At 56.3% G+C, this 12,506-nt stretch carries 14 protein-coding genes; all 14 read right to left on the reverse strand.

All coding sequences use genetic code 11. The features are described 5' to 3' along the window. Positions 1-71 precede the first annotated feature (71 nt). Positions 72-656: a sulfurase gene (locus AB1E42_RS12475; protein ID WP_368344558.1), complete on the reverse strand. Its 585-nt coding sequence runs from the start codon at positions 654-656 to the stop codon at positions 72-74. A gap of 96 nt (positions 657-752) precedes the next feature. Beyond that, positions 753-2,672 (reverse strand): ATP-dependent zinc metalloprotease FtsH, encoded by a 1,920-nt coding sequence (ftsH, locus tag AB1E42_RS12480; protein WP_368344559.1) that lies wholly within the window; start codon positions 2,670-2,672, stop codon positions 753-755. Positions 2,673-2,748: 76 nt separating this feature from the next. Next, complete coding sequence (tilS, locus tag AB1E42_RS12485) at positions 2,749-3,888, reverse strand: tRNA lysidine(34) synthetase TilS (RefSeq protein ID WP_368344560.1); 1,140 nt, start codon at positions 3,886-3,888, stop codon at positions 2,749-2,751. Between the two features lie 116 nt (positions 3,889-4,004). Beyond that, entirely contained in the window at positions 4,005-4,829 is an 825-nt protein-coding gene (gene ybgF / locus AB1E42_RS12490; protein WP_368344561.1) for a tol-pal system protein YbgF, read from the reverse strand. 9 nt (positions 4,830-4,838) lie between these two features. Further along, positions 4,839-5,351 carry a peptidoglycan-associated lipoprotein Pal gene (gene pal, locus AB1E42_RS12495; protein WP_368344562.1) on the reverse strand — a complete coding sequence of 171 codons (513 nt, stop codon included), beginning with the start codon at positions 5,349-5,351 and terminating at the stop codon, positions 4,839-4,841. A gap of 78 nt (positions 5,352-5,429) precedes the next feature. Continuing rightward, positions 5,430-6,743 (reverse strand): Tol-Pal system beta propeller repeat protein TolB, encoded by a 1,314-nt coding sequence (gene tolB, locus AB1E42_RS12500; RefSeq protein ID WP_368344563.1) that lies wholly within the window; start codon positions 6,741-6,743, stop codon positions 5,430-5,432. Positions 6,744-6,863: 120 nt separating this feature from the next. Further along, positions 6,864-7,943, reverse strand: a complete 1,080-nt coding sequence (locus AB1E42_RS12505; protein WP_368344564.1) for a hypothetical protein — start codon at positions 7,941-7,943, stop codon at positions 6,864-6,866. Between the two features lie 9 nt (positions 7,944-7,952). Continuing rightward, complete coding sequence (locus AB1E42_RS12510) at positions 7,953-8,438, reverse strand: ExbD/TolR family protein (RefSeq protein ID WP_368344565.1); 486 nt, start codon at positions 8,436-8,438, stop codon at positions 7,953-7,955. Position 8,439: 1 nt separating this feature from the next. Further along, on the reverse strand, positions 8,440-9,114 hold the full coding sequence (tolQ, locus tag AB1E42_RS12515) for a protein TolQ (RefSeq protein WP_368344566.1): 675 nt from the start codon (positions 9,112-9,114) through the stop codon (positions 8,440-8,442). Between the two features lie 109 nt (positions 9,115-9,223). Next, positions 9,224-9,613, reverse strand: a complete 390-nt coding sequence (gene ybgC, locus AB1E42_RS12520; RefSeq protein WP_368344567.1) for a tol-pal system-associated acyl-CoA thioesterase — start codon at positions 9,611-9,613, stop codon at positions 9,224-9,226. After that, positions 9,610-10,233 (reverse strand): hypothetical protein, encoded by a 624-nt coding sequence (locus AB1E42_RS12525; RefSeq protein ID WP_368344568.1) that lies wholly within the window; start codon positions 10,231-10,233, stop codon positions 9,610-9,612. Before AB1E42_RS12525 ends, ybgC begins: the two co-directional genes overlap by 4 nt. Before the next feature lie 62 nt (positions 10,234-10,295). Further along, positions 10,296-11,318, reverse strand: a complete 1,023-nt coding sequence (gene ruvB, locus AB1E42_RS12530; protein ID WP_368344569.1) for a Holliday junction branch migration DNA helicase RuvB — start codon at positions 11,316-11,318, stop codon at positions 10,296-10,298. A 9-nt stretch (positions 11,319-11,327) separates the two neighbouring features. Further along, positions 11,328-11,990 carry a Holliday junction branch migration protein RuvA gene (gene ruvA / locus AB1E42_RS12535; protein WP_368344570.1) on the reverse strand — a complete coding sequence of 221 codons (663 nt, stop codon included), beginning with the start codon at positions 11,988-11,990 and terminating at the stop codon, positions 11,328-11,330. Beyond that, positions 11,987-12,496: a crossover junction endodeoxyribonuclease RuvC gene (ruvC, locus tag AB1E42_RS12540; protein WP_368344571.1), complete on the reverse strand. Its 510-nt coding sequence runs from the start codon at positions 12,494-12,496 to the stop codon at positions 11,987-11,989. The genes ruvA and ruvC overlap by 4 nt, the downstream gene beginning before the upstream one ends. Positions 12,497-12,506: the final 10 nt, after the last annotated feature.

The following is a 12,506-nucleotide window of genomic DNA, read 5'->3' on the forward strand; positions in this document are numbered from 1 at the left end:
ATTTCCGACATTTTCGCCACTGGAATCGTCGGCGACAAAGACTGTCGTTTCTGAAAGGAACGGTTTGTCGCCTATGGCTGCCAAGGGCGCTGATCAGGGGTGAATACCCGCAACGACTGACCCAGCCGTAAAGTTCCGGGGCATTCCACCCATGCAGTAACTCCTCGACGGTGCTTCGCTGCGTTTTTGAAGGCGCCACCTTTTCCTGTGAACACCGCTTCAATCGTACGACCGGGGAAGTGGCAGGGGCGGTTTTGCATATCGACCGTAAGGGTCGCACCATCCGGCGCCTGAAGGCGCGTCGATGGCGGCAAATGAGAGAAATCAGGTATACCTGCAACAACAATCGTGGCGCCCAGCCAAGCTGGATCTATCCGCTCTAGCCCCATTTCTTGTGCGATAAGAGCCAGCTCATCCTGACAAACGATTGATATTTGGCGGGTATTCGCAATCGTCGTGCCTTTCGTCGGATATAGACCGAGCACACGAGAACATGACGGGCGCTGCTCGCCACCATGCACGGAGCCCTCTATGCCCGCAAAATCGACAGCCAGTGAGGGGAAGGCCCGCGTCTCAATCTCTGGCGTAACACGTTCTGGAACAACTCCGAGCCAGGTGATGGTGCCTATGAAATCTGTGAGGACAAGAGCTGGCATATTCGCAATTCCGAAAAACTCATCGCCGAGGCCCGCACACATGGGCGGGAAAAAAATCAAAGCCGGCGCGATAGCACCGGCTTTTAATGGCTCAGTTTAAGAAGATGGTTCAGGCTCTAGATCGCCCCCACCTGATTTTGGCTTTTTGGCCTTCGTTTTAGGAATAGAAACGACCGAAGTTGAACTTCCGCTGTCTGACGGCTCTCCGTCTTCGGGCCCAGACTGCGGAGGGTCGCCCCTCATTACGCGCTCGATCTCTGCACCAGTAAGAGTTTCATATTCGAGCAAACCTTCGGCCAGCCGCTCCCACTCAACCTTTTTGTCACGCAGGATCCGAAGCGCATGTTGATAGCCTTCTTCGACGAAGCGTTTGACCTCTTCTTCAATCAACTCTTTCGTATGGGCCGATACCGAGAAGCCTGGCGTCTGACCGGAGTAGCCCTCGTGAGCTTCTGAGTAGTCGATATTGCCAACCTTGTCAGACATTCCCCAGCGCAGCACCATCGCACGCGCTAACTGACTGGCCTGTTGGATATCGCCGGCAGGACCGTTCGAAACCTCGTCTTCACCATATTTCAAGACTTCCGCGGCCTTGCCCGCCATCGTCATCGCGAGTTTCTCTTCGCATTCCGAACGATGCCAGTTCAACCTGTCAATCTCAGGGAGGCTCACAACCATGCCCAACGCACCACCGCGCGGAATAATCGTTGCCTTGTAGACAGGATCGCATTTCGGCAGTGACAGACCAACCACGGCGTGACCCGCCTCATGGTAGGCTGTCTTTTCCTTTTGCTCGGGTGTCAGGACCATAGAACGCCGTTCCGCGCCCATCATCACTTTGTCTTTCGCGTTTTCGAAATCCACCATCGTCACAAACCGGCGTCCGACACGGGCGGCCATCAACGCCGCCTCGTTCACAAGGTTCGCTAGGTCCGCACCGGAAAAGCCGGGTGTACCACGGGCGATGATCCGCAGATCAACATTCGGTCCGAGGGGCGTCTTGCGGGCATGCACCGCAAGAATTTTCTCGCGGCCTTTGATGTCGGGATTCGGCACCGTCACCTGACGATCAAAGCGTCCCGGGCGTAGCAACGCCGGATCGAGCACATCGCGACGGTTCGTGGCCGCGATAATAATGACGCCTTCATTGGCCTCAAAGCCGTCCATTTCCACCAAAAGCTGGTTAAGCGTCTGCTCGCGCTCGTCGTTGCCGCCACCAATGCCGACGCCACGCGCACGACCGACTGCGTCGATCTCGTCAATGAAAACGATACAAGGTGCGTTCTTTTTCGCCTGCTCAAACATATCGCGCACGCGGCTCGCACCTACACCCACGAACATCTCAACAAAATCGGAACCCGAAATCGTGAAAAACGGTACACCGGCCTCGCCCGCAATGGCGCGCGCCAGAAGGGTTTTACCCGTTCCGGGAGGGCCAACAAGCAGGGCACCCTTGGGAATTTTGCCGCCAAGACGGGAAAATTTTTGCGGGCTGCGGAGAAACTCGACAATCTCCTCAAGCTCTTCTTTGGCTTCATCGATACCTGCCACGTCGTCAAAGGTCACACGCCCTTGTTTCTCGGTCAGCAGCTTCGCCTTCGACTTGCCAAACCCCATAGCACCGCCACGGCCACCACCCTGCATACGGTTCATGAAGTAAATCCAAACCCCGATCAGAAGTAGGAAAGGAAGAAGCGAGAGGATGAAAGCTTGGAAAGTTGACGTCTCTTGGCTCTCGGCCCGAACCGGCACACCGCCATCGATAAGCTGCTGCGTCAGCTCGGCGTCTTCCGGTTTGATCGTTACAAAAGAACGTCCGTTCTCGTCGCGGTATTCAACGCGCTCGCCATCCAACGTCACCTCGGCGACGTTGCCAGCCTCAAGAGCCGAAACAAACTGTGAGTAGGTGCGGGTACTGCTTTGCATATTGCTCTGCCCGCCGCTGAACACGTTGAATAGTGCCAGTACAAGCAAGAACAGAACGACCCAAAAAACGATATTGCGCGCGTTGCCCAAGGGGAACTCCTCATAATCGGTTTGCCCGCGTCAGAGTCGCAGGCACCCTCCTAAAATAGAGATCAAGTCCGGTTGTTCAATGCGCTTCCACAAAGGTGATGAAATCCGCGACAATCTGCGCGCTCCATCCCGCTGAAAAACCGGCAACCGGCGCCGAGATCATTGTTTCGCCGTCCCATATAGCGGGAGATGACAGAATAGACACCCATGGCAGCCCCTCAGAGCGCCAATCTGGGCAATTCTTTATGCCATCTTCGCCTAAAACTCGAATTTCAAGACCGTCCCGATGTGGGCCAGTGAATTTCCATCGGTTGTCCCACAGTTTATCGCTGGCGCAAACCGTCCCGCGAACCGAAGAAAACTCCCGCGCGATCCGAAGGGTCTTTTGATCGGCGGTTATCACACAACCACCCAGTGTAGATTTCCAATTATCTTCTTTGACGTTCAACAAGGCTGCAACCGAAGCATACCTCGGAGGATATTCAGCGTTCGATACATACCTTATTGCCATTGCTAACAGCCTACGACGCAGCTCAAACGGGGCCGACGCGAAAGGGACGCGCGAAAAAAGGACATCACCCCGGTCATCTGTAGCGCAAGACCGCGCAAGTCCGCTCGTTTCATTCCGGACGATGTCTCGACTGTCTGCCAATGCGAAAGCCGAATCCGAGACGACTTCCGCCGACAACCCGTAACCTTCGAGGATATCCAACAGTCCTCGCATTTTGACACGATCAAACCGGAGGTCATGATTGCTCGGATCTTCGATCCATCCTCGTCCACACGCCTTCAGGTACGAACGCAGAACCGACCGACTCTCCCGCAGGAGAGGGCGAGCGAACGTAACACCGTTTCGGACAAATCGGTCTGGCATTGCTGCAAGCCCGTCAATGCCAGCACTGCGGGACAGGTTCATTAAGAAAGTTTCAGCCACATCGTTTGAAGTATGCGCGAGAAGCACAATATCACGCGACATCTCAAGCGCCCAATCAGCAAGCAATCGATAGCGGGCCACGCGCGCTGCGTTCTGCAGGTTCCCGTTATTTTGAGTGCCGTCCCAATAAAGAACTTGGTGCGGGATCTCCATATTTTCGCAGACACTTGCCACAAATTCGACTTCAGAGGCGGCCTCTGTGCGCAGTCCGTGATTGACTGTTACCGCAGCAAGGTCCACGTCCCCGCCGCCCCACTCATGAAGCAAGTTCAATAGAGCCATTGAATCTCCGCCACCGGACACCGCAACTCCGATGCGAAGGCCTTTAAGCCCGCTCAGTTCTAAAGCAGCACGCGTTACAAAGCTGGAAGGAAACCCACCCTGTACTTTTTCCTGAGTCACTGACAGCCAAGGACCTGCATGACAGATCGCGCGTCCACGACAGCAGGATGGTTGGGAAAACGCACCTCGACTTCAGAGAGGGTCAAGCATGCATCTTGAGCCTGCCCAATCTCACCGAGCATAAAGCCCAACTTGAACAAAGCATCTGGCGCCACATCCCCGCCTGGATCTACCGAAAAGGAAGCGAGATAGGCTCGCGCCGCATCCGTAAGACGCCCCAGGGCCTCAAGCGCCTCCCCGCGAAAATAATCTGCCTGCGCCGTTAGCGGTCCACCTGGATAGGCCTCCACAAAATCGGCGAAAGCCATTGCTGCGCCTTCAAGGTTGCCTTGCTCCAAAGCTGTGCGAGCCGCATCAAAATCAGCTTGTTCCCCAACCGCCAATGCGGGGCCGTTACTTTCCACCGTTGGCAGGGGCTGTGGCACTTCGGCGGCGCTGTCAACACCCCCTAACGACGGCGTTTCTCCAAGCGATGCGATATCGCAGTTTGGCTCAAGTTCACAAAGGCGAAACTCAAGGTCCCCGACACGGTTCGTACCATCCACGGTGATGCGGTTGATCCGCAACTCCAACGCCTCAGTTTTTGAGGTCAGCCGCTCTACTTCCGATTGGATCGAGTCGAGCCTTTCCAAGGGGGAACCGGTTCCCGACGTCGATGCCGCTCCGCCCGTTGTGGAAAGCTCCGTACGGAGGCGCTGAAGCTCCACATAAAGAATAGTCAATTGCTGGCGGATGTCCGCGAGTGTCTCATCCGTCGATTGCGCCGAAACCGGCAGGCCGACGCATAAAACAGCAGCAATAACTACGGATCGTAAAAACATAACTGTCCGCTATCCCAGTGCCGCGATGGAAATAACCGTCACTGCGCGCCGGTTTTGAGCATAGCAGGCTTCCTCGGAGCAAACGGAAATCGGGCGTTCCTTCCCGTAGGAGACCGTTTGGATACGGGAAGCAGCAACTCCGCCAGTGATCAGATATTCACGCACCGCATTGGCGCGACGGGCACCGAGAGCAAGGTTGTATTCCCGCGTTCCCTGTTCGTCGGCATGTCCTTCAATAACAGCGGCATAATCAGGGTTTTCCATCAGCCATGAAATCTGGCCATCGAGGACAATTTTCGCTTCCGCTGAAAGGGTGGACTCGTCAACCGCGAACAATACGCGATCACCAATCCGCTCATTGAAGAAAGCGGGGCTGGTTGGATCATCGACAGAGCCGAGCGGCCCGAAGCCACCGGCACTTCCGTTGAGGTCAACTGAATCACCCCCAAAACGATTGGGGTTAGTACAAGCGGCCGTCGATAGGGCCAGTACGATGAGCGTGGCTTTGGTCAGGCTGTTCATTGGCTTTGTCCTGTATGTTGTGATGCCTGTTTTCTTCAGATTAGCATCAAATGGAAACTTGTGGAATGCCGTTCAAATTCAGTTCTGAAGCGGCCCCCATGAAGGATCGGAGGCGGCTGTAGCCGTCGGGACCTGCCTCAGGTTTCGACCACTCACATCCACCGAATAAAGTGCGGGAACCCCTTGAGCGCCACGGGTTTCACGGAAAAACATGATCACGCGGCCATTGGGTGACCATGTGGGCCCCTCATCGAGGAACGACGCCGTTAGCAATCTTTCTTCGCTTCCGTCGGTGCGCATGACACCGATATGAAAACGCCCCGCGTTTTGCTTGGTGAAGGCAATCAGGTCACCGCGAGGCGACCAGACGGGTGTGCCATAGCGTCCCGCACCCGAAGATATCCTGCGCGCCTCACCACCATCCGCGCTCATGATATAAAGCTGAGGCGAGCCGGATCTATCGGACTCGAAGACGATACTGCTGCCATCCGGCGAAAAACTGGGAGCTGTTTCAATCGAGGGTGCAGCAGTCAATCGCGTATGCTGACCAGTCGCGAGATCAGTGCGCCAGATGTCGGTATTCCCGCCATTGGCAAGACTGTAGATCACCTGGCGACCGTCGCGCGAGAAACGGGGCGAGAAAGCCATTTCACCTGTTTGAGTGGCCAGCTGGCGCGGCGCGACGTTGGATACCTCAAGCACGTTGATCCTCGGGAAGCCACTTTCGAAGCTCGTATACAAAACCCGATCACCCGTTGGCGAAAACCGTGGAGCAAGGACGAGGCCGGCATTCTCGGTCAGGTACTGAACATTCGCTCCATCAAAATCCATGATTGCAAGCCGCTTTTGGCGATTGTCCTTTGGGCCAGACTCCGCGACATAGACCACGCGGCTATCAAAATACCCTTCCTCGCCGGTTATCCGCGAATAGACTTGATCGGCCACGCGATGCGCCAAGCGACGCCAACCAGAGACTGAGGAGACAAGCTGCATACCGCTGCCCATTTCCTGACCGAGGAACACGTCGTAGAGCCGGAATTTGACGACGACCTGATCACCATTCAGGGCAACGGCACCGATCACCAGCGCCTGTGCGTTGATTGCCCTCCAGTCTGGGAAGGCAACAGCGTTGGTGAACGCTTCGTGCTGACTGATAAAGGCCGATGATGGTATCTGGCGGAACAGTCCAGTTCCCACCAGATCGTCAGCTATGACACGGCTTATATTCTGCGCCATTTCAATCGAAGCGACACTCTCTGCTTGGAAGGACGGAAGCGCAAACGGTAAAGGCTCGATTACACCGTCCGTAATCGTCAGGCGAAGCGGTCCATTTTGCGACCATGCCGGCAAAGCCGCGCAAATCAGCATGAGGACGACCAAGATTTTCTTCATTCTACCGCTCCCGTCTCTTTCGGCCTTCGCACACTCGTGCCGAAAACCTTTCTGATAGTCGATAACACGGCGCGATCTGCCATGCATAATTGAACTTTATTCGATGGTGTTGCGTTCTCATCATCTCAACCTCATCGTAGAGGGGTCGAATGTGACCTCAACATCGCGCCACCGATCATACTTATCTGCTGGCAGATCATAGCCTGATGCGCCGCAACGTAGGATAGCGCGGCGGGCCGACTGGAACGCCGCTAGCGCTTGCTCATCGCTTCCGCCAGTTGCACCAACCAGACGAATATCTCCTTCAATCCTGCCTTCCTGACTGAGCGAGAAGCCAACAGTGACTGTTACGCGGGTCCATTCCGCACCAACATCAACGTTCCAGCACCGCGCAATTGACCTGCGAAATGCGTCTTCCTCGGCCCCCGTCATCGGTGGGCCCGATGGAACCGGTGCCGAAGCTGTCTCTTCGGCGACGGCATCCGCTACGGCCGAAGCGACATCGCTAGCGTTGGACGTTTCCGACTGATCTGTGGGTGGTGCAGGCCGTGTCGGGCGCGCACGAGGCAGAATTGTTGTCTCTGGCGCGCCGGACGGTGTCTCTGCCTCGGTGACAATTTCTGTCGTTGCTTCCTCTGGGGCAGTCGCTTCGACAGGCTCGGCATCCGCTTCAGCCTCTGCCGTTTCAGAGGGCTCGGCACTTTCCTGAACAGAGTCGTCAATCAAAGCATCCTCCGGTGGCGCAGAGATCGGCTCCGGCGCGATGCGCGGTGCTTCGCGTGGCGTTGGCGTGTCTGAGGGCGGCAAGTCAGGTGCCGAGGGTGGCTGGAAATCCGGAAGCTGCGGGATCGTATCGGCGACCGCGACGTCCTCGTCCAGAGGCGTCAAAGGTGCAGGAGGTGGTGCCTCCTCGGCAGGAACCTCTACAACCTCCGGCTCGGTAAGAGTAACATTTTCATCCGAAACTTCCGGCGCGACCGGCGGCACATCCTCAACGGCTGGATCGATGGCGAGGTTCGGCGTGTCGGTGACTGCATCGGGCGTCGTTGCCCTTACAATCGCCTCAAACTCTTCACCGGAAACCACGGAAATTTCTGTCACCTCAAACGGCAATGGCTCGTGTTGCAGCCCCCAACCAACAATCAACCACAGCAGCAACGCTGCATGCATAAAGGATGAAATGTAGGCGCCTATGCTCACTTGGAGCCCCTATTCCGCACCTGTCACCGGTTCGCCGTCCAGCGACGGACCGCCAACATCTGTCACAAGACCGATATTTCCGAAGCCGCCTGCGTTCAACGCGCCCATGATTTGTGCGACACGATCCCAAGCATTCTTTCCGTCCGCCCGCAAATAGATGCGATCACTCGAACGTTCGGCGGCTATGGCGCGCAACTTTCCAACCAGTTCTTCCTCAGGGGTTGGGGTGTTCTGGATCGACACAGAACCGTCATCCGCGATGGTCACGGTAAGAGGTTCTTCCTCATCAGTGGGCAACGCGGTCGCTTCGGTTTTCGGCAACTCCACAGGTATGCCGACCGTCATCAAAGGTGCCGCAACCATGAAGATGATTAGCAACACCAACATCACATCCACAAAGGGTGTTACGTTGATTTCGGCCATCGGCTGGGCACGACTATGACGCCTGCGCCTGCTGCCTCCGCCACCATCTTTCTTCAGGACGCCGGCACCCATATCAGCTGTCCAACTGACGGGAGAGAATGGTATGGAATTCGTCGGCAAATGCCTCGTAGCCTGCAATGATCCTGTCGCTGTCGGCGGAAAGCTTGTTGTAGAAGATGACAGCAGGGATCGCGGCAAGCAATCCAAGACCAGTAGCCAGCAGCGCTTCGGCAATACCCGGGGCAACGACTGCAAGGTTCGTGCTCTGCGCCTCGGCGATCTCGATGAACGCATTCATGATGCCCCAGACCGTGCCGAAAAGGCCAACGAAGGGCGCGGTAGAGCCAACTGTTGCCAAGATCGGTAAACCTTTTTGCAGACTCGCTGCCTCCTTCGCGATAGCCACATCCATCGATCGGTCAATCCGCGCTTGAGCACCCGCGATCAGCGCGCCGTCTTGCCGATGGCTGCGGCGCCACTCCAGCATACCGGAAGCAAAAATTCTCTGTGATGGGCCTGAAGGAGACGGACCGACTTCGTCAAAAAGCTCGTCGAGCGGCTCACCAGACCAAAACGCCCGATCAAAAATTGCAGCTTCAGCGCGGGCTTTTCGGAATTGCAAAAACTTATCTACGATCACCGCCCAGCACCAAACCGATGCAACGAGCAACATAATCATCACGAGTTTGACAATGATCGTAGCGCGGGCAAACAAGGCCCACATCGTATAGTCGGTTGCGACGTCCATTTTACTGCTCTTTGTTTTGGCGTATTCCCGCCTCTTAAAAAGGGGATACTCCAGCTTTATCCAGAAATCCAATGAAACGCACATCACATCGGCGTTTCAATGCGAAATCCTAGGCTAATTTTGAGCGGAGAACCGCCGGAATGCGGCTCGGAGCCCCGTTCGCGGCAAGCGCTACGAGCGTCACCTGTGCAGAGAACAACATTTCGCTGCCACGGGTTACTTCCTGAGTGAGGACTATGCGCGCGCCTGTCGCCTTTTGCACCGTAGTTGCGACATCGAGCATATCGTCAAAAACGGCTGGCGCGATGAAATCCGCTTCGACACGCCGTACCGCAAACACGATTCCGTCTTCGGCCCTCAACCTTTTTTGGTCAATTCCGTGGTGCCTTGCCCATTCTGTCCGAGCGCGCTCGATAAAACGGAGATAGTTCGCGTAGTAGACGATACCCGCCATGTCGGTATCCTCATAGTATACACGACATCCAAAATGGTGGGTCATCGTGACAACTCCGTTCTTGCAGACAGCCGATAGGCGTGGGCGTCGTCATTTGCTGAACAAGGCATCATCGGATCATAAGCTGCGCGGATTAGATCAGCCAGATCCGGTCGAAGCACCGCTGACCCCGATACTGTGACAAGCGGCGAACGCTCCTTAAAAGCGCGGTCAGACCAAAGAACGATCATCTGGACGGCTTCGTTCAAAGCGATTGTTTCGGCAGGCAACTTCGACAACTCCGCATCCATGCGGACAAATGCAAAACACGCCCGAATTGCCGCCTGATCGTCAAATCGAAAGGTGCGGTAGTGGTTGGCACGCATGTCATCAAGCCGCGCAACCAATGCATCCAAGCCCGGCACCATTTCCTCAAGATTGGGAACGTCCAATAGTTCCTTCCAATCCCGAAGGAAAAAGATCATCAAATTCGCACCCAGCTCTGGATCAGTCTCGGCCATTTTATGGTTCGCCAGTGTGACGACCGCCTCTACGGCTCCTTTGATGATTTCGAGAGTCTTTTCCTCAACTCCGAAAACCACTGGAACGATCGGGCGCCCCCACCGCGCAAACAGATATTGCCCATCCGATTTCCGAAAATAGCTCTGGACGTCCTCCGGCGTCATGCATTCTCCCCTGCTCTGCGCAAGCGAACGGCGAGCCCGATCGCCCCAACGCTCTGAAACAATTATCCGAACAAGTCCCTATCGTCAGTTCGGGGCGCTGTCAGCCCCAGATGCTGCCAAGCTTGCCGCGCCAGCATCCGCCCACGGGGCGTCCGTTGGATCAAACCCTGTTGGAGCAGGTAAGGCTCAATCACCTCTTCCAGCGCATCCCGGCTTTCCGACAAAGCCGCCGACAGAGTTTCGATCCCGACAGGACCACCGCCATAGCTTTCCGCAATCAAACTCAGGTAGCGCCGATCCGCACCATCCAAACCCAGATGATCGACACCCAATCGGTTCAGCGCTCGATCGGCGATTTCCCGCGTGACGCGGCCATCACCTTCGACAATCGCGAAATCTACGACGCGCCGCAGCAAACGCCCCGCGATGCGGGGCGTTCCTCTTGCGCGTCGAGCAATCTCCATTGCGCCGTCATCGTCCGCCGGACATCCGACAAGCCGCGCACCGCGGGTCACGATCTGATGCAGTTCATGAACGGTATAGAATTGCAAACGCGTCGGAATGCCAAAACGGTCCCGTAATGGAGTCGTCAACAGCCCGAGCCGCGTGGTCGCACCAACGAGCGTAAACGGCTGCAATTCTATTCTGACCGTTCGCGCCGCCGGCCCCTCGCCAATTACCAAGTCCAACTCGAAGTCTTCGAGCGCTGGGTAAAGTACCTCTTCGACGGCAGGGTTGAGGCGGTGAATTTCGTCAATGAAAAGCACATCGCGCGCCTCGAGATTGGTCAAGATCGCGGCAAGGTCACCTGCCTTGGCAAGCACCGGCCCAGAGGTCATGCGGAAATTGACGCCAAGCTCACGGGCAATGATCTGCGCGAGCGTCGTTTTCCCTAGCCCGGGTGGACCGTGAAAAAGTGTATGATCCATCGCCTCTCCGCGACGGCGTGCGCTTTCGATAAACACCCGCAAATTCGCCCTGGCATCAGCCTGCCCGACGAATTCATCCAAGCTCTGAGGGCGCAGCGCGCGATCTGTGTCTTCAGGCTGGCGCTCTGGGCGCAGGGTTTGATCGGGGTCACTCATAGCCGCGCATTATCCCTTTGGTGCCAGGAGGCGCAAGGCGATGCGGATCAGAGCGGCAGTATCCAAATCGCGGTCATTCGACAAAGCCTCCGCTACAGCGCCCGCCGCTTCTCCAGGTGCATAACCCAAGTTTTGTAACGCCGATAGCGCTTCAGCCTGAGCCGGGCTTCCCGCTCCACCGGATCGCGGACTTTTCGAGGTGGGCGTCGTGGGTGCGGTTTCAACGACGGCATCTGCATCCGCAACAACTTCCCCTCCCATCAACATGACGGACGGCGCCTTGTCTTTCAGTTCCATGATCACGCGCTGCGCAGTTTTGGGACCGACGCCTTTCGCCTTGGCAACTGAATTCCAGTCGCCCAGTGCAATTGCCCGCCCGACACCGTCTTCACCAAGTGCTCCCAAGATAGAAAGCGATGCTTTGGCGCCAATGCCCTGAACACTCGTCAAAAGCCTGTGCCACTCTTTTTCGATGAGCGTTTCGAACCCGAAAAGCTGCATCAAATCCTCACGAACGAGAAGCTCGGTATAAAGCGTGACGGCTTGCCCTTCTCGGGGAAGTGCTGCGCGTGTGCGTTCAGAGACATGTACGATGTAACCCACACCGCGCACATCAATCATGACGTGATCACTCGCACGATAAGCCAGAGTTCCGGTCAAACGTCCGATCATACCGCAGCCCTTTTCAACGCATTGTCCAAATGTCCGGCGGATTGACAATGATGCGCGTGGCAAATTGCAATCGCCAAAGCATCGGCAGCATCAGCTCCATTGATTTCCACGCCAGGCAACTGAAGTCGCACCATGTGCTCGACCTGCTTTTTGTCGGCATGGCCCACGCCAACGACCGCCTTCTTGACCGCATTAGGCAGGTATTCTCCCACACGAATAGAGAACTGCGAAGGAACGAGAAGCGCGATCCCGCGCGCCTGCCCCAATTTCAGGGTTGCAACGGCGTCCTTGTTGACGAACGTTTGCTCGACAGCCGCAAGTTCGGGTCTGAATTCCTCGAAAACCTCGGTCAATGCGAGATGCAAAGACAACAAACGCTCCGCAAGATCGGCGCCCGCAGTGCTTGTTATCGTCCCGTTGGCGATATGCAAAAGGCGCGAACCACGCGATTCGATCACGCCCCAACCCATTTTTCGCAGGCCGGGATCAATTCCGATGACACGCATACTCGCCTCT

It is taken from the genome of Pelagovum sp. HNIBRBA483 (assembly GCF_040931995.1).
In the GTDB taxonomy this organism is placed as follows: domain Bacteria; phylum Pseudomonadota; class Alphaproteobacteria; order Rhodobacterales; family Rhodobacteraceae; genus JAEPMR01.

Excerpts from the sequence above, each read along its gene's own strand:
- tolB (WP_368344563.1), bottom strand. The coding sequence starts at position 6,743 with ATGAAGAAAATCTTGGTCGTCCTCATGCTGATTTGCGCGGCTTTGCCG.
- tilS (WP_368344560.1), bottom strand. The coding sequence starts at position 3,888 with ATGGCTCTATTGAACTTGCTTCATGAGTGGGGCGGCGGGGACGTGGAC.
- AB1E42_RS12510 (WP_368344565.1), bottom strand. The coding sequence starts at position 8,438 with ATGGGTGCCGGCGTCCTGAAGAAAGATGGTGGCGGAGGCAGCAGGCGC.
- ruvA (WP_368344570.1), bottom strand. The coding sequence starts at position 11,990 with ATGATCGGACGTTTGACCGGAACTCTGGCTTATCGTGCGAGTGATCAC.
- AB1E42_RS12475 (WP_368344558.1), bottom strand. The coding sequence starts at position 656 with ATGCCAGCTCTTGTCCTCACAGATTTCATAGGCACCATCACCTGGCTC.
- ybgC (WP_368344567.1), bottom strand. The coding sequence starts at position 9,613 with ATGACCCACCATTTTGGATGTCGTGTATACTATGAGGATACCGACATG.
- tolQ (WP_368344566.1), bottom strand. The coding sequence starts at position 9,114 with ATGGACGTCGCAACCGACTATACGATGTGGGCCTTGTTTGCCCGCGCT.
- ruvB (WP_368344569.1), bottom strand. The coding sequence starts at position 11,318 with ATGAGTGACCCCGATCAAACCCTGCGCCCAGAGCGCCAGCCTGAAGAC.
- pal (WP_368344562.1), bottom strand. The coding sequence starts at position 5,351 with ATGAACAGCCTGACCAAAGCCACGCTCATCGTACTGGCCCTATCGACG.
- AB1E42_RS12525 (WP_368344568.1), bottom strand. The coding sequence starts at position 10,233 with ATGACGCCGGAGGACGTCCAGAGCTATTTTCGGAAATCGGATGGGCAA.
- ruvC (WP_368344571.1), bottom strand. The coding sequence starts at position 12,496 with ATGCGTGTCATCGGAATTGATCCCGGCCTGCGAAAAATGGGTTGGGGC.
- ybgF (WP_368344561.1), bottom strand. The coding sequence starts at position 4,829 with ATGTTTTTACGATCCGTAGTTATTGCTGCTGTTTTATGCGTCGGCCTG.